Annotated in this window: 19 protein-coding genes; 10 read left to right on the top strand and 9 right to left on the bottom strand. The window is 48.9% G+C overall.

Going from position 1 to position 21,200, the window contains the following annotated elements; genetic code table 11:
- Positions 1–9 precede the first annotated feature (9 nt).
- The 6 genes from E1189_RS19770 to E1189_RS19745 are packed head-to-tail and all read right to left on the bottom strand — an operon-like array spanning position 10 to position 4,340.
- Complete coding sequence (locus tag E1189_RS19770) at positions 10–408, bottom strand: L-rhamnose mutarotase (RefSeq protein ID WP_155162774.1); 399 nt, start codon at positions 406–408, stop codon at positions 10–12.
- On the bottom strand, positions 398–1,246 hold the full coding sequence (locus tag E1189_RS19765; protein WP_155162772.1) for an amidohydrolase family protein: 849 nt from the start codon (positions 1,244–1,246) through the stop codon (positions 398–400). The genes E1189_RS19770 and E1189_RS19765 overlap by 11 nt, the downstream gene beginning before the upstream one ends.
- The gene (locus E1189_RS19760) at positions 1,239–2,081 is read right to left on the bottom strand and encodes a fumarylacetoacetate hydrolase family protein (protein ID WP_155162770.1); all 843 of its coding nucleotides are present in this window, start codon (positions 2,079–2,081) and stop codon (positions 1,239–1,241) included. Before E1189_RS19760 ends, E1189_RS19765 begins: the two co-directional genes overlap by 8 nt.
- Positions 2,082–2,083: 2 nt before the next feature.
- The gene (locus tag E1189_RS19755; protein ID WP_155162768.1) at positions 2,084–2,827 is read right to left on the bottom strand and encodes an SDR family oxidoreductase; all 744 of its coding nucleotides are present in this window, start codon (positions 2,825–2,827) and stop codon (positions 2,084–2,086) included.
- 11 nt (positions 2,828–2,838) lie between these two features.
- Positions 2,839–4,038 (bottom strand): UxaA family hydrolase, encoded by a 1,200-nt coding sequence (locus E1189_RS19750; protein ID WP_155162766.1) that lies wholly within the window; start codon positions 4,036–4,038, stop codon positions 2,839–2,841.
- Positions 4,035–4,340, bottom strand: coding sequence for a UxaA family hydrolase (locus E1189_RS19745; RefSeq protein WP_155162764.1), 306 nt, complete (start codon positions 4,338–4,340; stop codon positions 4,035–4,037). Before E1189_RS19745 ends, E1189_RS19750 begins: the two co-directional genes overlap by 4 nt.
- 152 nt (positions 4,341–4,492) lie before the next feature.
- Between E1189_RS19745 and E1189_RS19740 the strand changes: the two genes are divergently transcribed.
- The 3 genes from E1189_RS19740 to E1189_RS19730 all read left to right on the top strand — a co-directional run bounded on the left by E1189_RS19740 (position 4,493) and on the right by E1189_RS19730 (position 10,084).
- Positions 4,493–5,950, top strand: coding sequence for a glutathione synthase (locus E1189_RS19740; RefSeq protein WP_155162762.1), 1,458 nt, complete (start codon positions 4,493–4,495; stop codon positions 5,948–5,950).
- A gap of 344 nt (positions 5,951–6,294) precedes the next feature.
- Complete coding sequence (locus tag E1189_RS19735; protein WP_155162759.1) at positions 6,295–8,097, top strand: diguanylate cyclase; 1,803 nt, start codon at positions 6,295–6,297, stop codon at positions 8,095–8,097.
- A 94-nt stretch (positions 8,098–8,191) separates the two neighbouring features.
- Positions 8,192–10,084: a hypothetical protein gene (locus tag E1189_RS19730; RefSeq protein ID WP_155162757.1), complete on the top strand. Its 1,893-nt coding sequence runs from the start codon at positions 8,192–8,194 to the stop codon at positions 10,082–10,084.
- 14 nt (positions 10,085–10,098) lie between these two features.
- Here the strand turns inward: E1189_RS19730 and fghA are convergent, their stop codons facing one another.
- Positions 10,099–10,938, bottom strand: a complete 840-nt coding sequence (fghA, locus tag E1189_RS19725; protein ID WP_155162754.1) for an S-formylglutathione hydrolase — start codon at positions 10,936–10,938, stop codon at positions 10,099–10,101.
- Positions 10,939–10,960: 22 nt separating this feature from the next.
- A complete protein-coding gene (locus E1189_RS19720) occupies positions 10,961–12,091 on the bottom strand; it encodes an S-(hydroxymethyl)glutathione dehydrogenase/class III alcohol dehydrogenase (RefSeq protein ID WP_155162753.1) in 1,131 nt (376 codons plus the stop codon).
- A gap of 419 nt (positions 12,092–12,510) precedes the next feature.
- Here E1189_RS19720 and E1189_RS19715 point away from each other — a divergent pair, with 419 nt between their 5' ends.
- From E1189_RS19715 to E1189_RS19690, 6 genes are all read left to right on the top strand, one after another.
- Positions 12,511–14,091, top strand: coding sequence for a cytochrome ubiquinol oxidase subunit I (locus E1189_RS19715; protein ID WP_155162751.1), 1,581 nt, complete (start codon positions 12,511–12,513; stop codon positions 14,089–14,091).
- An 8-nt stretch (positions 14,092–14,099) separates the two neighbouring features.
- Positions 14,100–15,236 (top strand): cytochrome d ubiquinol oxidase subunit II, encoded by a 1,137-nt coding sequence (cydB, locus tag E1189_RS19710; RefSeq protein WP_329602135.1) that lies wholly within the window; start codon positions 14,100–14,102, stop codon positions 15,234–15,236.
- 25 nt (positions 15,237–15,261) lie between these two features.
- Entirely contained in the window at positions 15,262–15,372 is a 111-nt protein-coding gene (gene cydX / locus E1189_RS19705; protein ID WP_155162748.1) for a cytochrome bd-I oxidase subunit CydX, read from the top strand.
- Positions 15,373–15,871: 499 nt separating this feature from the next.
- Entirely contained in the window at positions 15,872–16,657 is a 786-nt protein-coding gene (locus tag E1189_RS19700; RefSeq protein WP_155162746.1) for a type IV toxin-antitoxin system AbiEi family antitoxin domain-containing protein, read from the top strand.
- Positions 16,654–17,580, top strand: a complete 927-nt coding sequence (locus tag E1189_RS19695; RefSeq protein ID WP_230460542.1) for a nucleotidyl transferase AbiEii/AbiGii toxin family protein — start codon at positions 16,654–16,656, stop codon at positions 17,578–17,580. The genes E1189_RS19700 and E1189_RS19695 overlap by 4 nt, the downstream gene beginning before the upstream one ends.
- A 246-nt stretch (positions 17,581–17,826) precedes the next feature.
- Positions 17,827–18,726 carry a hypothetical protein gene (locus E1189_RS19690; RefSeq protein ID WP_155162742.1) on the top strand — a complete coding sequence of 300 codons (900 nt, stop codon included), beginning with the start codon at positions 17,827–17,829 and terminating at the stop codon, positions 18,724–18,726.
- A 33-nt stretch (positions 18,727–18,759) separates the two neighbouring features.
- Here the strand turns inward: E1189_RS19690 and E1189_RS19685 are convergent, their stop codons facing one another.
- Positions 18,760–20,220 (bottom strand): hypothetical protein, encoded by a 1,461-nt coding sequence (locus tag E1189_RS19685; protein ID WP_155162740.1) that lies wholly within the window; start codon positions 20,218–20,220, stop codon positions 18,760–18,762.
- Between the two features lie 220 nt (positions 20,221–20,440).
- On the opposite strand from E1189_RS19685, the gene E1189_RS19680 reads away from it, so the two are divergent.
- Positions 20,441–21,082, top strand: a complete 642-nt coding sequence (locus tag E1189_RS19680) for a 3'-5' exonuclease (RefSeq protein WP_155162738.1) — start codon at positions 20,441–20,443, stop codon at positions 21,080–21,082.
- Positions 21,083–21,200: the final 118 nt, after the last annotated feature.

Genomic DNA, 21,200 nt, shown 5'->3' with positions numbered 1-21,200 from the left:
TTCTATCTTTCACTCCATTAAAAACACCATCTCCATAGGCTTCCAGGGGTTGCCACCACAGCCGGAAAGAGGTATCTGGCAAGGGTCTGTTTCCTTCCACCATTTTTGCGTTACCGGGTCTTCAGCAATTCTTTTGATATCTGCCACATAATCATCACCGGTATATTCGAGATAACTGAACAGAAGGCTCCTGCCGTCAATCTGAGTGATGTGAATCGAATAATTACGAATATTCGATGCTTTCAAACGTTCAAGAACACCATCCCAGACCCGAGTATGAAGCTCTCGATAATAGCTCTCTTTCTCCGGATTTAAGCCTGTTACCGATGCAAATCTTTGAACCCCGGAACAGCGCTGATGATGCAGATCAGGGTTTGTTGGGCCGTAAGCGGCATCATTATCCGTCATGACTCAAACCATAAAACTTCATAGCAGTCTCCCCCATCACCTGCCGTTGTTCTTTCTCCGTCAGCCCACCGATCAGTTCCCGAACCATGGTAAACCAGGACGAGTAATCAGCAGCCAGATTCAAAACCGGCCAATCACTTCCCCATATACACCGGTCTGCCCCAAAAGCGGATAACAGATGGTTCACATAAGGGCGAAGTGCCTCAGCCGTTCCCAGCTCGCCAGCTTCCGTTAACAGCCCTGAAATTTTGCAGTATGCGTGAGAATCACTGGCAATATCAGTCATATGAGCCGCCCAGAACTCAAACTCCCCACGCTCAATACAAGGCTTGGCTCCATGGTCGATCACAACTCGTAAGTCTGGATAACGGGCAAGAAATATTTTCAAATTGGGAAGATGAGCAGGTTTTACCAACGCATCAAAACTCCGTTCGTTTTCTATCAACCATGTGAACGCACTCTCAAACTCTGGTTTCAGCATCCAGTCAGGATCATCAATATCCTGAATCATGGGGCGAATACCGAGAAATTTTGCATGTTGAGCCAGCCGGGTGAGGTCCGCCTTCACATGGCGGGATTCCATATCCACCCAACCTACAACGCCAGCGACAAAAGGAAGATTTTGAGTCAGCTCTAACAGATAAAGGGTTTCAGCCAGAGTGGGGGCGGCCTGAACAACAATGGTTTTCTTAACGCCACAGGTCTCAAGATGAGCCTTCAACTCGTCCGGTAAATAATCTCGATATAAACAACCCAGGCTTTCATCCAGCCAGCCATAATCACCACGTTCTAGTTTCCAAAAGTGTTGGTGAGCATCGACGACAGACCACTTATGCATGGGTACATACCTGAGTCTGTTCACCCAAACCATCAATCCCCAGTTTCATGGTATCTCCGTCTTTGAGGTAGCGAGGCGGTGTAAAGCCAAGGCCAACACCGGGAGGCGTACCAGTGGAAATAATATCCCCTGGCTGCAAACTCAGGTGATGACTGAGAAAACTTACAATCTCAGCAGGTTTAAAAATCATCAGGGAGGTATTGCCTGTCTGAACTCGCTCCCCATTCACTTCCAGCCACAGGCCGAGGTTATGAACATCAGCTACTTCATCCTTGGTCACCAGCCAGGGACCGATAGGTCCGAAGGTGTCACAGCCTTTTCCTAAATCCCACTGACCACTGCGCTCCAGCTGAAACTCCCGTTCAGAAATATCATTAATCACGCAGTAACCGGCAATGCACGCCTCTGCTTCTTGCTCAGAGACATAAGCGGCTTCTTTGCCGATCACCAGCCCCAACTCCACTTCCCAGTCGGTTTTCTTGCTGTTGCGGGGAATCTTAATATCGTCGTTGGGGCCACAAATGGCGCTGGTGAACTTTGAAAACAAAACCGGTTCGGGAGGAATGGGCATCCCTGACTCTTTGGCGTGGTCTTTATAGTTCAAGCCTATGCAGAGGAACTTACCCACATTGGCCACACAAGGCCCATAGCGCACACTGCCATTTTCCCGAGGCAGGCTGTTGATATTCACATCACGAAGTTTTGCCAACGCTGTATCCGAGAGAATGGAACTGTCAATATCAGCAACAACAGACGACAAGTCCCGAATGTTTCCCTCTCCGTCCAATATACCGGGCTTTTCCTGACCGGGCTCACCATAACGCAAAAGTTTCATTTTTAAATACTCCAGCCACCATCAATCATCACAGCAGAACCCGTTGTGTAGCTGGATTCATCAGAACCGAGATAAACAATCAGAGACGCAATTTCATCAACCGTGCCCAGCCGTTTCATGGGTTGCCGGTTTTCAAAATCAATCCGCGCCTGAGTCGGATCAGGAAAGGCGTTAAGGCGATCATGAAGGGAGGGAGTATCTACGGTGCCGGGGCATACTGCATTGCACCGTATTCCCGTTTCAACAAAGTCGGCGGCAATGGATTTGGTTAACCCGATAACTGCAGCCTTAGTGGCACCATATAAGAAACGATTGGGAACACCTTTTACACTGGAAGCCACAGACGACATATTGATAATAGAACCACGGCCATTGCGCACCATGGCTGGCAGAAAGGCCTGAATCATCCGATAGCAGGACTTCACATTCAGATCGAAGGAAAAATCCCAGTCACTTTCCTCACACGCGAAAATTGTTCCCGAGTGAACAAATCCGGCACAGTTAAAGAGAATATCAATATCACCAATATGCTCGGCAAAATCAGCAATAGCCTGACTGTTTGTGACATCCAGAGTCACGGTATGAATAGCAGGGCAACTCCCTTTTAATGAGGCCAAAGTCTCGCTATTGATATCAGCAGCCCAAACGGTCGCCCCCTCGTCACAATAGCGTTGAGCTGACCGGCGACCAATACCAGCCCCAGCCGCCGTAATCACAGCCACTTTATTATCAAGACGCTTCGACATAATGTATTCTCTTAAACAGAAAGAGAGGCCATTGGCAAACAGGATGGGCCAACAGGCTCAAAGGTTTTGTAGGTGAGAATGCTTTCCTGATGACCAAGCTCTTCCGACTTGCTATGTCCGCCAGCAGCCACACGCAGGACCTCGCCGTAAACTTCATTCCCCACTTGCTCCAGAGATGCTTCACCAAGGATGATCCGGCCGGCATTCACATCCATATCGTCCTGCATCCGGTTATAGGTTTCCGGATTGGCACAGATTTTAATAACCGGTGAGATTGCAGAACCCACCACAGAACCACGGCCCGTGGTAAACAATGTGAGATGGGCACCACAGGCCACCATCTCCATAATTTCTGCATTGTCGGAAATATTAGGAAAACCAAACCGGGGTTCACCATCTGGCACAACATCCAGAAGGTAGAGGCCGGAAGACGGTGGAATGTCTCCCGGTTTGATTATGCCGCTGATTTGGGAGTAGCCCGACTTCATATAAGCGCCCATAGACTTTTCTTCCTGAGTCGTTAATCCACCATCGGCGTTGCCCGGTGCAAAGCTGCCATACCCCATGGTCGTATAGTAATGAGCAGCTTTGGTCACACAGGCCTTGATTTCCTCTCCCAGCTCCGGCGTTACAGCCCGTTCCGCCATGATCTGCTCGCAACCGATGAGCTCGCCGGTTTCTTCAAACAGGCAGGTAGCACCCTGTTCAACCAGTTTATCGAAACACACACCGACAGCCGGGTTGGCAGAAATACCACTGGTACCATCGGAACCACCGCAGATGGTAGCAATCATCAGTTCATCTACAGATAAGGGAGCTGTAGGGAGTGATCGTATGCTGCCTTGCACCTGCTTAATCCATGCAACACCAGTTTCAATTGCAGGGCGCGTTCCCCCACACTCCTGAATCACACACATTTTGACTGGCCTGCCACTGTTTTTAACGGCCTGATGCAGAGCTTCACGGTTAAAGCCTTCGCATCCCAGAGAAACAATCAAAGCAGCAGACACATTGGGGTGAGTGCACAACCGAGTCATCATTTTCAGGGCGTAGGCATTGGGATAGCATCCGGGAAAGCCTATCAGCTGCACATCGTCACCAGCTCGGCTGACAATCAGACGAGACACATGATGAGCACATTCCACCAGATAGGCGACGACAATTATATTGCGAATACCTTTCCTGCCGTCTTGACGAAGATAGCCCTTCATACTGTCTCACCCTGCGCTGCGTCCCGAGAGTGGGGAGGAATATAGTCGCTTTTCATATTGTGTAAATGAACATGGGAACCGGCAGTGATAGGTGCGATAGCAGAACCGATAGATACGCCATAACGAATCACTTTATCGCCAGCGGCTATATCCGTTCGCGCCAGTTTATGCCCAACGGCTACAGGCTTTGACAGATTCTTCATTACTCCATTTATGAGAATGTGCCCTGCATCAATACTCTGGCAGACCACCAGAACATTGTCAGAGGGATGGAGCTGTATAAGGCGTTTGTCGTACTTCATGGCTGTCGCCACTTAACATTCAGAACTCTTGAAGATAGTACGCATTACCCAATACGAAAATTATTCTCAGACATAAATCCTTACTGGCTGTTTTCCTGCGGCAGGTGCACTATCAGCGTATCTTTCTGAATTGCTAAAGTCGTATCCTTGCAATGACAGCTATTCCCCAAAACCCGGCCATTCAGGGTGCTGTAGAATGGGCCCTCCTGCACGGTTTTTCCTTAAAAACCGCTCCCGGCTCCGCATCTCACTGTGCTTTCAGCCTCACCCCAACCACTATTGATACTGCTCGCTTTGAGCACCTGAAAGAAACGGTTCCCCTGGCAGGGAAACTGCTTCACAAGGTATCGGAAGATCACGCCTTTCTACAGAAGGCGATGGCCCCTGTGGCCGGAGGCGATGCTTTCTTTGACCACCTTGTTCAGCTCCATAAGAAAATCCATTGGGGTGATGAACCCGCCCGCCGTATCCCTATGCTATTTATGCGCACCGACTTTATGGACGATGCTGAGCACGGGCCCAGGCTGATTGAGTTCAATGGTATTGCTGCGGGTATGGGACCGTTTGGTCAGAGAGCCCATGAAATGCACGGTTACCTGCAAAACCAGTTTGCGACTGATTTCCACCACTGGTCACCAGTATCATCCTCTGCAGAAGAGCCTCTGAAGCTGGTGGACAACCCGGCTATCGAACAGCTTGCCAAGGGGGTTGCTGAGTCTGCACGGGCTGTACGGCAGTCGTTTAATGAATCCGGAAAACCTGTTTTCCTGATGATCGTGCAGCATGATGAAGACAACGTGTATGACCAGCACCTGCTGGAAGAAGGTATTCAGGCCCAGGGCGTTCGCACCGTACGCAGGACCTTCCGTGAGCTTTACGACCAGCTCTCCACGGGAGATGACCACCGTCTGCTCTTAAAAGATATAGGCAGTGTGGACTGCATTTATCTACGGGCGGGATACCAGTATTCCGACTACATTGCCGATGATCTTATTGAGCCCCGCTGCTGCGATGCCCTGGTTTACACCCGTGTATTTATGGAAAAGCACCATGTTGCCATCAATGCAACGGTCAGCCAGCAGCTCGCCACCAGTAAACGAGTGCAAATGTTACTGACAGGTATGAGCGATGAGGAGCTGTCCCAGTTTGGCCTGACAAAAGACGAGGCTATACAAATCAAAAGCATTCTTGGAGACATGCGACCTGTTTCCAGCACCAGTACCCGCTGGTTTAAGGAACAGAACCCACAGGACTGGGTCTTGAAAAATCAGGGGGAAGGCGGTGGGCACTGTGTATTCGGAAATGACATCCTGCCAAAACTGAAATCTTTGACTGTGGCAGAGTACAGTGCCTGGTCTCTGATGCGGCGCCTGCACCCTGCCCCACGCACACAACCGGCTCTATTAGTGCGCAAAGGACAGCCTATGATTGTGAACGATCTGATCAGCGAGATAGGCATGTTCACAGTACATCTGGACGGAAGGCCCGTTACCGACTTTAACGGTTATGCCGGATACCTGATTCGCAGCAAACCCGCTTCAGTGAGTGAAGGAGGGGTGCATTCTGGATTGGGAGCGGCAGATTCCCTGGCATTCACGCCTGATAGTTAGCAAAAAAATCCACTCGCCACCATTGATGCGAAAGCAATGGCCTGGGTACTTATTGTGAATGTCACTCAGGCTCACCTGCATAATAACCGGCAATTGTCGTGCTCTGCCCTTTTCAATACGACACTTTAATGTCAGCATGAATGATAAAAGTGACACTCAGTGTCAGTGCGCGACAAAGAGGAGAATTTATACAAGCCATTTATTTCACCCTAAGTCATTAATAACAAAACACTTTTGCTGAACATCATCAATATGGTTCAAAGCTTGCTGATTCGTTAACATAAATGCGGGGAAGGAATACCGTTAAAGCGAAAAAACAATAATTGGCGGGGGAATCGTCACGGATGATCAAGGCATTATGCTCACTACGAGCATGGCTATTATGGCCAATAGTCTGCCTGCTACCGGTTTTAGCATGGGGAAATGGAGAACCACTGTCTGTTACCTTTGCAGCAGGCTGGCCCCTTAATACCGATAATCTGCCGATTATGGCTACCGGCATGATGTTGGCGTTAGTTTTTTATAACTTCTGCATTCTTGTACGGGCTCCCAAACGGAGTTACCTTGAGTATTGCCTGTACGGCCTGCTTATGGCGCTCTTTCTATACTCGTGGGAATACGACAACGACACCAGCATGTCGCTATCTGTACTGGGTTGGCCACTACCCAACTATTTATTCCTATTCTGTGCCATGACAGCCGCAATCCAGTTCCAAATGACTCTTTTACCTATACGCCAGACCAGTCATGCTGTCTGGCTGGCCTTCAATGCCAGTAAATGGCTCACAGCTGTCCTAACTTTACTCGCCGCTTTCAACTTTTCCACTCTGGGTGCCATTTTTGAGCAGTGGTCCACATCTTTAGTAATTTTACTGGCCACGATCGGAGCCATATGCAGTTTTAATATCCTTAGCCGAGGGCATCTCAGTGCGGCATTGTTCCTCTCCGGGTGGTTGGCTCTGTCCTTTGGGCTGCTGGGCTCGCTGATTTATAGAAACGATGTCACCTCCCTCAATCTGTTTGGCGAAAGCTGGCTAGAGCTCAGCATCCATTTCGGGATTGTCGTCCAGGCTGTTGCCAACAGCCTTGCACTACCAGCTTTCACAACACAACGTTATCGCATGTACCAGGAAGGTTACGAGCTAATGGAGAACAACCTTCAGCGACAACACAACCAGCGCCGTGTATATAATAATGCTGTAAGACAGTACCTGCGCAACATCCCCAGTATGTCGGAACAAAGTGTTGCCACCCAGCTTCTGGAAGTCCTGAACAACCTGATCCCTATTGAAACATCTATGGTCCTGATTTTCCGCGAAGGGCAGATCAAGGTTGTCGGGCTCACCTTCAGCAAACAGATTTACTTCCAGCGTATGCTGGAAAACCGCCGGACACTGCTGGAAAACATTGCTCGCCACGGACAGATCAGCACACTGCCTCCGCTGCCCGGGTATGACGGATCACGCCACCTCAATGTCATTCCCGTTTACTATGACAAAAGCAGCTGGGTTCTGGTGATTATGCAGCCACTGGAGGGCAAGAATCTGGAAGTTGACCATCTGCAGCTGAGCATGGATATTTCCAACCACGCCTGCTCGCTGTTTATGGCCAGCAACAGTTACCGCAAACTCCAGAACGAGGCCGATACTGATAGCCTGACGGGCATTCTCAACCGCCGCGCCTTTCTCAGAAATGCACGTACCACTATTCGTCGCCTGCAGGAACACAATTACGGGCTCTCTCTTCTCTATCTGGATATCGATCTGTTTAAATCCCTGAACGACAATTATGGTCACGCTTTTGGGGATCATGTTCTGAAGCAGTTTGCAGAGGTGTGTCAGGATAACCTGCGAGAACGGGATCTGCTCGGCCGTATCGGTGGTGAAGAATTTAGCGTATTACTGCCACAGGCGGATATCAACACAGCTATCAACATTGCGGAGCGCATCCGTACCAGTATCGCACGACTGAACTTTACCGAGCTGAAAGGGGGTTGTGTTACCGTCAGCATTGGTGTGGCAGGCAGCGAAATCTGCGGATTTGAGCTGCGCCACCTGATGGCCAAGGCTGACAGTGCACTTTACCGCGCTAAAACAGAAGGCCGCAACCGGACAGCTACAGTCACCGATGTGGTGATTGGCCCTTAATATTTTCCTGAAATAACATCTCAGAGCATGGCCTTTCACCGCATCACTGGCATACAATCCGGTTTATTCCGTCTCCCCCTATCCGTATTTCAGTATGTGGCCGTTATCAAGGAAGAGAACCAGTAAAGGTCTGAGCAAAACCCCCAGCCATCTTGAGCTGGAAACCCGCGGAAAGAAGTTTCTTGAAAAGGTTGCTACCTCCTCTCATCAGGAGCCAATGGGCGTAACCTTGATGATGCTGGCGTGGACAGCAGGCCCCGTCACACTTCTTACAGCATGGAGCGCTACCTGGATTGGCTATGGCCACCCTATGAATCTGGAGCGCACCCTATACATTGTCGTTTACTCCGTCATTGCCGGCCTTATGGGTTTACTCACGCGAGTGATATACGACATCACCCAAGGGCGCAAGCAGTCACAGGACAAAAGCCGCTTGTTGGATATAGTGGATCGCCTGCCGGAAATTATTTATATGGTACGGGATTTGCGCCTTGCCAATCAGGGGCCAGATACGCGCCGTATCGAGTCTGCAGGCATCCTGCTGCGCAAATTCGACCTTGGCCCGGAATGGGTGGCTGGCGCGATTGAAGACCTGACCGGTGACCAGAACCTTGCCCGTAGTGCAGAACGCATAGAACAGTTTCGCAGAGCCGGACTTTATAATCGCATGCAGGACATTGTGAATGAAGTGGCAGAGTCTACCGACAGATCAGTCGCCGAACTGCGCCAGACTCATCCAAGAATCGCTACCGTCATGGCCTCTCGCCTGGCTGGTCGGGCGCCAGATATACGGGATGGTCAGCCGCGAGAGCGTTTATTCCTTGAACGTATTCTCGCGGCTATTGAACAGGAAAACGAAGAGCTGATTACCCTGCCCGATGTTGAACACATGATGGCGCTTTGCTTTGAGTTAATGTGCGGCCGGGAAATCAGCTATCTTAAGGTTGAATACACCGGTGGTGACTGGAATCTCAGCAAGGCGATGGATCGCCTGGAGCAGTGTCGGAATGATCACCGGGTCGCCCGGGCCAGGGTGTACAGCCGTCTTCGGGCGCTCACCGCTTATATTGATTATGTATTTCCCAATCGGGATATTACCGCTGCTCCCGGTTTGAGTGTGCGTATACTTCTGGAAGCCGCCATTGATGGTATCAACGCTCTGGCCCAGGAAGTGAACGACGCTCGCCGTCAGCTCAACCAGTCCGGACAAAACCTCCCCAGCCTGCAAATGCGCTTGTCACAACTGGAGAAAACTCTGATACTTTATGAAGAAGTACAAGCCGCACACCTGCAACAGGGCCGTACAAGTCGTCGTTTTAACCGCGCCCTGAAAGTATGGCAGCACCGCAGCCGCAAATGGCAGTCCGACAGCCGTTCGGCTCTCAAACGGGGGCTGCGTATTTCTGAGCAAACCATTGCCTTGGATGATGAAGAGAAAATCTCCGTAGCCCATAGTCTGGGGGCATGGCTTAAAGAGACACGCCTGCGCCATTACAGTGGTCACTCCTCTGAACATGATAAAAACGAGAAGATGCTCACTAACAGTCGCGCCCGGGAACTGGCCATTGAAACCGTACTGATTCTGGACCCGCACATTCACCTCCATTCTCCGGAGATTCAGCGAGCGATTGATAACACCCCACTGTCCACTATGGCTCCTCTGGAACCCGGTATGAGCCCCATGACCAAAGCAGCCCTTGGCCAGGCCATGGCCAATGCTGTATCTGTAAATCTGGGGGAAATGGCCGAAAAGCTGGCACAGAACCTGATTCGTTATTACCGGGTGCCATTGAGCGAAGCGACCATACACTTTCTGGTGGAAACCTATAATGCTAATCGCTCACGACTGGAATTTATTGCCCGGAATGAGCAACCTCAAACACCGGGCAATACCCAAACCAACCCCACAATTACCATTCCAGACATTCCACGGTACTGGCAGAGTACCCTGTATAATGCACGGCGTACGGTAAACCAGTTTTCCTGATATACCCGTGAGTCTCAATCAAAATAGCGGGCATGGAAGCGCAGGTGATCCTCAATAAAGCTGGCGATAAAGTAGTAGCTATGGTCGTAACCCTCCTGCCTGCGCAACTCGAGAGGGTAGTTCGAATGCCTGGCTGCCTGCTCCAGTGCTTCCGGCTTTAATTGTTCTTTAAGAAAGCTGTCGTTTGTTCCCTGATCCACCAATGCAGGTACAGGCTGTGTTGTCTTGGTCATTAATTCACAGGCGTCGTATTGCAGCCACTGGGTTTTATCTTCTCCGAGATAACCCATAAATGCTTTCTTCCCCCAGGGGCAACTCACTGGATTACAGATAGGACTGAAGGCTGACACTGAACGATAACGCTCAGGGTTCCTCAGTGCGATCATTAAAGCGCCATGGCCGCCCATTGAATGGCCACTGATACTGCGTACATCCGTCACAGGAAAGTGGGTTTCTACCAAGGCAGGCAATTCTTTGGTCACATAGTCGTACATCTGGTAATGACGACTCCAGGGAGGCTGAGTTGCATTCAGGTAAAACCCGGCACCCAGCCCAAAGTCGTATGCACCCTCTTTATCATCAGGCACATTGTCACCACGGGGGCTGGTGTCTGGGGCAACAATGGCAACGCCCAGTTCTGCAGCCAGTTTATGGGCACCGGCTTTCTGCATAAAGTTTTCATCCGTGCAGGTCAGGCCTGACAACCAGTAAAGAACGGGCACATTTTCTGTGTCGGCTCTGGGGGGCAGGTAAATGGCAAAGCGCATATCACAATGCAAGGCATCAGAACGGTGGGTGTATTGCTTATGCCAGCCACCAAACGATTTTGTGGCACTGCTGATTTCAAGTGACATAAAGAAGTCCGGGTACTTACAATTATTTATTGTAATGAATCACTGAGCGAATACTTTCGCCTTTATGCATCAGATCGAATGACTCGTTAATGTTTTCCAGGCCCATGGTATGGGTAATAAAGTCATCCAGCCTGAATTCACCATCCATGTATTGCTCTACAATGCCGGGTAGCTCGGAACGACCTTTCACTCCACCAAAAGCACTGCCGCGCCATACACGGCCAGTTACCAACTGAAACGGACGGGTTGAGATTTCCTGACCGGCACCGGCCACACCGATCACCACAGACTCACCCCAGCCTTTATGACAGCATTCCAGCGCACTACGCATCACATTCACGTTGCCGATACACTCGAAAGAAAAATCCACACCCCCATCAGTCATTTCAACAATCACGTCCTGAATCGGCTTATCGTAATCTTTCGAGTTAATGCAATCTGTTGCCCCCAGTTTTTTCGCCAGTTCAAACTTGGATTCGTTGATGTCTATACCGATAATCCGGCTGGCTCCTGCCATGGTTGCACCGATAATGGCAGACAGACCAATGCCCCCCAGGCCGAAAATCGCAACCGTGTCGCCTTTTTGAACCTTTGCGGTTTTCAGTACGGCCCCCATACCTGTGGTTACACCACAGCCCAGCAGGCACACTTCCTCCAATGGTGCATCAGGGTTTACCTTAGCCAGAGAGATTTCCGGAAGTACCGTATATTCGGAGAAAGTTGAGCAACCCATGTAGTGGTAAATAGGCTGACCATCTTTGTAAAAACGAGTTGTACCATCTGGCATCAAACCTTTGCCCTGGGTTTCACGTACAGCACTACACAAGTTGGTTTTACCGGATGTGCAGAATTTACACTCGCCACATTCAGCGGTGTAAAGAGGGATAACATGATCACCTACCTTAACACTGGTTACTCCCTCTCCCACCTGCTCAACAATACCACCACCTTCATGGCCGAGAATCGCCGGGAATACACCTTCAGGGTCATCACCTGAAAGCGTAAAGGCATCGGTATGGCAAACGCCGGTTGCTACAATGCGCACCAGCACTTCACCGGCTTTGGGTAGCATAACGTCTACTTCTTCCACAGACAGTGGCTCGCCGGCTTTCCAGGCAATAGCAGCTTTGGACTTAATAAATTGTACAGACATAGAAAATACCTGTGTGAACGAAGATCTTCCGTCATTGTCATTATCGCCTGGAAAATCATAACCCTCTTGGTCTTACAATTCACTCTTGCATAGGTAATAATGAGTACCTCTCCCCAAAGATTGCCTATTGATTGACTGGCGTAGAGGGCATTGAGCCAGATTTAGACGGCTACATTGCATCATCTGCAGAAAGAAGTAATAGAAAAAATTAAACACTACAATAGGAAAAGCTCATCGACAGTTCTTTTTTTATTGATGTAGATCAATCGCCCCTCCTAAATACGCCTCCTATAATTGCCGTTGCTACGTAGAAGGCCACAGGAAAACCCTGAACCACCAGCCGCAGTATTCCGTAGAATAAGACCTGCCGCTCTGGACCGCCTTACCGAACATATACACTTGCTGCACGGTACCCCCCTATGATTTCAGACTATGTTGTCGATCTGTCGCGGCTTCAGTTCGCGCTGACGGCCTTATATCACTTCCTTTTTGTTCCGCTGACCCTTGGTATGAGCTTTATGCTCGCCATTATGGAGTCGGTTTATGTGATGACCGGCAAGCAGATCTATAAGGACATGACCCGCTTCTGGGGCAAGCTCTTCGGCATTAACTTTGCCCTGGGTGTTGCGACCGGTTTAACCATGGAGTTTCAGTTCGGTACCAACTGGTCGTTTTACTCCCACTACGTAGGCGATATTTTTGGTGCACCTCTCGCCATCGAAGCTCTTGTAGCCTTCTTCCTTGAGTCAACCTTTGTGGGCATGTTCTTCTTCGGCTGGGATCGCATGACCCGCCGTCAGCACCTGACCTGCACCTGGCTGGTTGCCCTGGGCTCTAACTTCTCCGCGTTGTGGATTCTGATCGCCAACGCCTGGATGCAAAACCCAGTGGGTGCAGAGTTCAACTTTGAAACCATGCGTATGGAGATGGTGGACTTCGCAGCTATCATCCTTAACCCTGTTGCCCAGGTGAAATTTGTTCACACCGTAGCCGCCGGTTACACCACTGCGGCTATGTTTGTACTGTCTATCAGCGCTTACTACCTGCTGAAGAAGCGTGACATGGGCTTTGCCCGTCGCTCCTTTGCCATTGCTGCTGGTTTTGGTATGGCCTCCATCTTGTCTGTGATAATGCTGGGTGACGAATCCGGTTACCAGCTGGGTGACGTTCAACAAGTGAAACTGGCAGCTATGGAAGCAGAATGGGACACACAGCCTGCACCTGCATCCTTTACCGCCATTGGTATTCCTAATCAGGAAACCATGGAAACCAATTACGGCATTCATATCCCTTACATAATGGGCGTTATCGCCACTCGTTCCTTCGACGAGCAGGTGATGGGTATCAAGGATCTGATCGACCGTAACGAGCATCGCATTTACGACGGTATCGAAGCCTATCGCCTGCTGGAAACGCTCAAAGCTGGTAACGATACTCCTGAGAACCGTGAGGCCTTCCTCGCTGTTCAGGATACCCTGGGTTATGGCCTGCTGCTGAAGCGTTACACTGATGACGTGGTTGACGCGACTCCAGAACAGATTCGTCAGGCTGCCGTTGATACTATCCCTCAGGTTTGGCCAATCTTCTTTGCCTTCCGCATCATGGTTGGTTGCGGCATGCTGATGTTGCTGGTTATTGGCCTGTCTTTCTACAAAACTGCACGCCGTACCGAGTACAAGAGCCCGTTGTTCCTGAAGCTGGTACTGTGGTCTATGCCACTGCCATGGATCGCCTCTGAAGCAGGCTGGTTTGTTGCAGAATATGGCCGTCAGCCATGGACTGTTGCCGGTATGCTGCCTACATGGATGTCTGCATCTAATCTCACACCCGGCGACCTGTATATGAGTATTGCAGGCTTCACTATCTTCTACGCCGTCTTTGCTGTGATTGAAGTGTACCTGATGGTGAAGTATGCCAAGAAGGGTCCAAGCAGCCTGCAGACTGGTCGCTACCACCATGAAAAACTCACTTCTGGCGAACCCGCCATGAGCACACACTGACGGAGGCCATGATGTTTGATTACGAAGTATTAAAGCTTATCTGGTGGCTGTTGATCGGCATCCTGCTGATCGGCTTCGCCATCATGGACGGCTACGACATGGGCGCTGCGGGCCTGCTGACCTTCCTTGGAAAAAACGACACTGAACGTCGGGTTGTTATCAATGCGGTCGCTCCTCACTGGGATGGGAACCAAGTGTGGTTGATCACCGGTGCTGGTGCCATCTTTGCAGCATGGCCAACTGTTTATGCGACAGCGTTTAATGGTTTCTACTGGGCGTTGCTGCTCGTACTGTTTGCGTTAATGCTGCGTCCGCTGGCCTTTGAGTATCGCGCGAAGCTCGAAGATCATCAGAAGAAATGGTGTGACCTTGGCCTTGTTATCAGTGGCCTTATTCCTTCCCTGATTTTCGGAGTAGCCTTTGGCAACCTGTTCCAGGGTTTCGGTTATAACCTGAATGAATACATGATGGTGTCTTACACCTCTGGCTTACTCGACCTGCTGAATCCGTTTGCACTGCTATGCGGTGTGGTCAGCCTGTCCATGCTGCTGATGCAGGGTGCAACCTGGCTGAGCCTGCGTACGGCCGATGTCGTACAGGAGCGTGCCTCCAATGTGGCTCGCCTGCTGGCTACCGTAGTGCTCGTTACCTTTGCTATCGGTGGCGTATGGGCTGCACAACTGCCCGGCTATGAAATCACCAGTATCATTGACCCTAACGCCCCCTCCAGCCCCCTGAGTAAAGTGGTTGAGTTTGGCGCTGTTGGTGCATGGATGAATAACTACTCCCAGTATCCATTAATGATGCTGGCCCCGGCTATCGGCTTTCTCGGTAGCATCGGCGTTATTCTGCTGATTCGCACCAAGCCAACCCTGTCTTTCCTCGCCAGTTCCTTGAGTGTTGGTGGTATTGTGGCGACTGCCGGTCTATCTCTGTTCCCATTCATTCTGCCTTCCAGCAGTAATCCGAATGTGAGCCTGACCGTATGGGATGCTACATCCAGTGAGCTGACCCTGGGCATTATGACCTTCGTAGCCGCCGTGATGGTACCCGCAATTCTGTGTTACACGTCATGGTGCTTCTATAAGATGTGGGGCCGTGTAGACGCCGCTCATATCGAAAACAATACACATTCCCTGTACTAACAAGAAGAGCCAGGAGGTTTATATTATGTGGTATTTTGCATGGATACTTGGCGTGCTGCTGGCCTGCTCTTTCGGCATCATTAACGTGATGTGGTATGAGTTTCAGGAAGGCGATTTTGACAATGAAAACAAATAGTTAGATAAGGCCAAATGCCGCTAGGCACCAATTTGCGTTGTGCCTAGAGGCTATAATCCGTTTCGTTCCATGCCCCAAAGTACCCTTTGGGGCTTTTTTTACTCCTAATGAAAACTCCTCCCTCCACTCCTCACTTTCTAATAACTGGGTCAGTCAAAGACTGATTTGAGCCGTACTTGCTTGTTCAAGCCGTTGATAACAACCATTGACTACAAAAAACTGCACACTCACAGGATAAGTCCAGCCATCAACCTCAAAGCGTTCAATATCACTGACTGAGACCAATTTGGCAGTAATAACGACTTTGGGTGACCTCTCATGATGACGCGCTTTATATCTGGCATTTGTCTGCAACGTTTGAATTCAAGGGTTGTTATCAACGCCTTTCGCTCTACATGTTTATAAAATCCATAGAATGTACACTTGGGGTATACTTTTAAAAATAAGAATAAACACACACGCTTAGTACATCCCTTAACTGGCACCATGGAGGATACAAGTGAGAGGAATTCTAAACCGACTCTTTGAGGCATGGCCTCCCGGATTTGTGGCAACGTCACAGTGGCTGACATCCATGGGAGTCAGTCGCGGACTGGCAAAAAAATATGTTGAGGGAGGCTGGATAACATCCATCGGCTATGGAGCCTATGCTCGCAAGGGAGACAACCCTTTGTGGCCTGGCGCCCTGTCAGCTCTTCAACAGCAGGGCAAAGTTATCTGGGTTGGAGGTGTATATGCCCTCTCCCTTCATAGCTTGATCCACTATCTCCCTCTCGGGCGGGAGACCATCACATTATTCGGGCCGAGTGGGACACAGTTGCCAAAATGGGTGCAGGATTACAACTGGAGTGCAAAGCTTCTGTGGCAGACAACCCCGTTATGGCCCGTACATAGGGGTATGACCGACAATTCAGGCCTTGCTGAAAAGCATGTGCAGGGCTTTACTGTGTGGGTGTCGTCACCAGAGAGAGCAGCACTGGAAATGCTGCAAGGTGTTCCCAAGAAATGGAGCTTTGATTTCGCGGCTGAGGTTATGCAGGGCGCTACTCACCTCAGCCCAAGGAAACTGCAAGGTCTGTTGGAAACTTGTTCCAGTATACAAGCTAAACGCTTGTTTTTATTTCTGGCTGAATACTATCAGCACAAGTGGCTGGAAAGACTGGATCTGACACGTATAAATCTGGGGAGAGGTAAACGGCAGATCGTCACGGGCGGCACCTTTAATTCCAAATGGAACATCACAGTTCCAACGAAATTCCAAAAACCACAGGGCTCACATCCTTGACCAAACAGCTATCCGGAACGCCTTGGTTCAAACAGGTTCAGCTTCTTGTAAGACTACTTCCTCTCGTAAGTGAAGAGCCCTGCTTCGCTCTGAAAGGGGGAACCGCTATCAATTTATTCGTCCGGGATTTGCCAAGGCTCTCGGTCGATATTGATCTTGCTTACCTTCCCCTCCAACCGCGTGATAAAGCTTTGCCAGACGCCAAAGCGGCATTGGGGCGAATCGCTAAAAACGTGAATGCCCAGCTCGCCTGTTCAGCCCACATGCAATCTAATCGCGTGGATGAACTGCGTATTTTGGTTTCCAATCAGGGGGTTCAGGTGAAAATTGAAGTATCTCCCGTTGCACGAGGAACGTTACTCCCTCCGGTTGAGAAGGACGTGACAGTAACTGTTGAGGATACTTTTGGTTTTGCCTCCATCGCCGTTGTTAATCTGCCTGATCTTTATGGAGGAAAAATCTGCGCAGCGCTGGATCGCCAACACCCAAGAGATTTGTTTGATATCAAGTTACTGATGGAAGCTGGTGAACTCGACAGATCCGTTTTTGAGGGCTTCATGGTTTACCTTTTAGGGCACCCTCGCCCCATGTCAGAACTACTGGATCCACACTTTAAGCCTCTACAGCCGGTGTTTGATTACGAATTCTCGGGTATGACGCTCACAACGGTGTCAGAGCAAGATTTACTCAATGCCAGAAATGACATGCTGGAAGCACTACGCTCACACTGTACCGCTCAGGATGCCCAATTTTTGTTATCAGTGAAACGCAAGTATCCGGACTGGACATTGTTTCAGTATCCTGAGGCGGCTAACCTTCCTGCGGTTAAATGGAAGATGATAAATATTGAGAAAATGCCTGGACAACAGCATCAGGCTGCCTTACAAAAGCTTGAAGCCGTTCTGGACAAATGGTGCCCATGATAGTTCTCACAAACACTCTCCTTACTGCCTCGCAGTATGGAAATTATCCAAGTGGCACCCGTAATAACCAATAGCAATGCTGGATTCAAGTAATAAGTGCAATCGAAAACCACGTTATTAATCGAGAAAGAACCCAAACATATAAAACATCATAGTGTTATGAATATGTATACTTTGAGAGAAGTGTCAGCATTTAATAAAATTCGCTCACAGTAAACTCATCCCTGATGAAGAATTGAGAACAAGATGCAATTTTTAAGCCGACTGATCTTTTTCATTTTTTTATCCACTATACCTGAGATTGTTATAGCATCTAAAAATGATTACTTCTGGCTTATAAGGTTTTTGCCGAATCTCAGCACTCTTGTACAGGGTCTTGTCAGAACTTCAATCCCAGAAGGTGCAAAAAGTGCGACTGCTGAGATGCATTATTACCAATTAACTTCGCGTAGTTTGCCAAGAATTTCAAAAGGTCCAAAGCCCCGGCTACACAACACTTGGAATATTCATAATCTTAAGAAGGTGGATTGGCAGGCACTTCCTCAAAAGCGTGTTGTATCATCGGAGGGGCATGATGCCAGATCTCACTTCGTGTCTGCACAAATCTCCAAGGATTTTAGACATGATCTCCACTATCCACTCCGGACATTACTTTATAAAACACCTTTATTTATACCCAGATCTACTTTTGACTTTCCATCTACGATTTTTGGCCTGCCAGCCATAAACAGGAAGTTTCTAACTTTTCCTGCGGACTCGGATGAAGGGATTGAAATAATTCCTCCCGGAAAAGGCTCAAAGCTTATCCCTAGTCTGGTACCTGTTGAATTTTCGATAGCTGGTAATCTTTCACCTTCACAGCTGTCTAGAACGATAGAAACAGCTGTTATACATCCAGGGTTAGAAGAGTCTTCATTTGATCCAACCGTCACTCACCTTTTCTCAGAGTTAGCCGGCGAAGACTCCTCAGAAGATAATATGTTTTTTGCCCCTTCTTTAAATTCCTACCTACTGGTTTCCCCTTCAAGGAATTCAGCTTTATCTCTTACACCTCACGAAACATTAGTAAATCTTGGTCTGATACCTGATGCGAACAAAGCAGATGACAGCCATATTAATCCAGACACCTGGGGTGAAGATGATTAGGGGTTTTGATTTGGCCGCTTATTTGGGTACTTATTAGCTTAATTCGGCAAGACTGATGATTGTTCTCATCGAACGGAGCTGGGCTGCAAGATTAAGTCGTTTAACCTCTCCCTTGTCGGTACGGGCCAGGCCACTGGTTTTTTCAATCCGGCTCTTGGCAATTTTTATCTCAGAGGGAGGCAGTTTGCTCACAATTCTCTCCAACTCTCTAGTGCTTTGGGTAAAATCAAGAAAACTGACCGGGAAGGCTCCCAGTTTCAAAAGTCTGCATCTAAATTCTTCCTTAAGAGGTACTTTCGTCGCCTGCACACCCATGCGTGGTGCCAACACCTCCTTCAGACAGGATACAAAAGGTTCTACTCCTTTGGCTGAAACTTCCAGGGATGGTTGATTATTGATAGATATCCCACATCCTCTGTTTTCGAACATGGCTTCGCAGAATGCCTGCGAAACAGATAGGACACCAACACCCTTAGCGGGAGAGGCTTGATAACCTGCTTTCGGAATCATAGGTGATTCAAGAAGAACTTCAATGTCATGAAAAGCGAACTCATAGCAATGCACTTTTGAACTTTGCCTTGAGCCTGGTATGTAATACATATTGGCCGTAGCCTTTAGATCCATTACAGCTGCCTGAATTGCAACCAAGCACATTTCAGAATCCATATGGATTCTATAGTCATCCTCATCCAAAAATGCTTCAAGACTATCCAGAAGTAAGATCCGATACTCATAACTGCTCTTTTTTCGCAAATAGAGAACAGAGCAATGCACCCCAAAGTCAACCAGTACAATACAGTCTTCTTCATCACTGAGCCCATGCAATTTGTTACACAGCATTGCGCCCAGACATACTAATGAACGAGGATATGTTAATTGATTGAGCCTCCCTCCTTTCCCCAAAGTTTTAATCAGACTGCGTAATTCATCATCATCCTTATACATTAGAGAGCTTTCTTTCTCCCCATATTGGCTCCGCAACCATGTTTTCATTGGCCCTAAACAGACCTTGTCCGGCTGGAAATCCAGATGCCAATGTTCCAGATGTCCGGATTTAATCTGGTCAGGAAAGCGCAGTTCCAAAGCTCTCGTTATTCCTTTCTGGGTGAGTCTTGCATATCTAATTCCATCAATTTCTTGTTCACGAATAACAAGGTATTTTCTAAGCACAGGGTTGATCTGCAAGAGATCACTAAGAGTCTGATTGAAATCCTTAATGACTTGCCACTGGTTTTTCGTTTCTTTGCTCTCCCAGCACTGTTGATAAAGCAGGTTGAGCGAATCTATAAGTTCGCGTTTTTTTTGCTGGCAAGACACAACTGGCCTTTGTGTAACAGCTTTGCTCCGCAAAAGTTTGCTGGACTGCTTGGGCTCTGTACTATCCACACTCACTTCAGTGACGGCCTTTCCGCTAATTACCCCCACGCTATCCGGCTTCTGATGAGCATGCGTGCAAGGGCTCTCCCCAGTTCTCCCACTTATTTTGGCTTCCATAATTTCCACACCACTGTATGACATACCAGACTTTGACAGCAGTTGCAGGTTACTTAATCACACAATTTTTTCTAATTAGCTAACAAGCCTGTCAGTCCGGTACAGGATATGGATGACTAAGCGCACAGAAAGCCAAAACATCCGTTCCAGGACTCCAAAATTTTCCTTCTGGCATGGTATGCTTTGAGACTGTCATCTAACTGAAGTATGAATCCAAGCCATGCCATCCAGACACCCCAAGGCCAATACCGTTGTTGTACTGGATTTCGAAACCTCTGGCCTTTCTCCCAACCTTGGTGATCGCGCCATAGAGGTGGGTGCAGTTCTATTAGAAAATGGCTCTATCACAGACCGATACCAGAGCCTGATAAACCCTGGGTTCCGAGTTGACTCATTTATTGAACGCCTGACGGGCATCTCCAACACAATGCTGAGGAGCGCACCTTCTGCTACCGGTGTTTTCAAGGAGCTGGCCAGGTTTATCGGCAACCATAATCTGGTTGCTCACAATGCGTCGTTTGATAAAAAGTTTATGGATGCTGAGATGGCACTGGCCAGACAGTCCTACCAGGGGACGTTTGCCTGTTCCATGCTGATTGCACGACGCATCTACCAGAATGCACCAGACCATAAGCTGGGGACACTGGTTCGCTATAAAAAGCTACCCTTGGCAGGTGAGTTTCATAGAGCACTTGCGGATGCCGAAATGACGGCAAATCTGTGGATAAAAATACTGGATGATCTTCAGGCGGACCATCAACTGGACAATCTCACATTCCCGTTTATGAAAAAGCTGGGACGCATGCCCAAAGCATCGATTGCTCAGTTCTTACTGCGCCAGAGCCAGACTGAAGCGGGTTAATAAATAGCACCTGCCAGTTACCCAGACCATTGATGAAGGGCATTAGACTGAAAATGACAGTCTGCTAAAGCCCACAGCAGCTTTTTGTGGACGTTTTGTGGACATCTTTGTGACGAAA

Source organism: Parendozoicomonas verongulae, assembly GCF_009711465.1.
GTDB classification, from domain to species: domain Bacteria; phylum Pseudomonadota; class Gammaproteobacteria; order Pseudomonadales; family Endozoicomonadaceae; genus Sansalvadorimonas; species Sansalvadorimonas verongulae.
This window is presented reverse-complemented; position numbering and strand designations above follow the sequence as displayed.

Excerpts from the sequence above, each read along its gene's own strand:
- E1189_RS19770 (WP_155162774.1), bottom strand. The coding sequence starts at position 408 with ATGACGGATAATGATGCCGCTTACGGCCCAACAAACCCTGATCTGCAT.
- E1189_RS19765 (WP_155162772.1), bottom strand. The coding sequence starts at position 1,246 with ATGCATAAGTGGTCTGTCGTCGATGCTCACCAACACTTTTGGAAACTA.
- E1189_RS19760 (WP_155162770.1), bottom strand. The coding sequence starts at position 2,081 with ATGAAACTTTTGCGTTATGGTGAGCCCGGTCAGGAAAAGCCCGGTATA.
- E1189_RS19755 (WP_155162768.1), bottom strand. The coding sequence starts at position 2,827 with ATGTCGAAGCGTCTTGATAATAAAGTGGCTGTGATTACGGCGGCTGGG.
- E1189_RS19750 (WP_155162766.1), bottom strand. The coding sequence starts at position 4,038 with ATGAAGGGCTATCTTCGTCAAGACGGCAGGAAAGGTATTCGCAATATA.
- E1189_RS19745 (WP_155162764.1), bottom strand. The coding sequence starts at position 4,340 with ATGAAGTACGACAAACGCCTTATACAGCTCCATCCCTCTGACAATGTT.
- E1189_RS19740 (WP_155162762.1), top strand. The coding sequence starts at position 4,493 with ATGACAGCTATTCCCCAAAACCCGGCCATTCAGGGTGCTGTAGAATGG.
- E1189_RS19735 (WP_155162759.1), top strand. The coding sequence starts at position 6,295 with ATGATCAAGGCATTATGCTCACTACGAGCATGGCTATTATGGCCAATA.
- E1189_RS19730 (WP_155162757.1), top strand. The coding sequence starts at position 8,192 with ATGTGGCCGTTATCAAGGAAGAGAACCAGTAAAGGTCTGAGCAAAACC.
- fghA (WP_155162754.1), bottom strand. The coding sequence starts at position 10,938 with ATGTCACTTGAAATCAGCAGTGCCACAAAATCGTTTGGTGGCTGGCAT.
- E1189_RS19720 (WP_155162753.1), bottom strand. The coding sequence starts at position 12,091 with ATGTCTGTACAATTTATTAAGTCCAAAGCTGCTATTGCCTGGAAAGCC.
- E1189_RS19715 (WP_155162751.1), top strand. The coding sequence starts at position 12,511 with ATGATTTCAGACTATGTTGTCGATCTGTCGCGGCTTCAGTTCGCGCTG.
- cydB (WP_329602135.1), top strand. The coding sequence starts at position 14,100 with ATGATGTTTGATTACGAAGTATTAAAGCTTATCTGGTGGCTGTTGATC.
- cydX (WP_155162748.1), top strand. The coding sequence starts at position 15,262 with ATGTGGTATTTTGCATGGATACTTGGCGTGCTGCTGGCCTGCTCTTTC.
- E1189_RS19690 (WP_155162742.1), top strand. The coding sequence starts at position 17,827 with ATGCAATTTTTAAGCCGACTGATCTTTTTCATTTTTTTATCCACTATA.
- E1189_RS19685 (WP_155162740.1), bottom strand. The coding sequence starts at position 20,220 with ATGGAAGCCAAAATAAGTGGGAGAACTGGGGAGAGCCCTTGCACGCAT.
- E1189_RS19680 (WP_155162738.1), top strand. The coding sequence starts at position 20,441 with ATGCCATCCAGACACCCCAAGGCCAATACCGTTGTTGTACTGGATTTC.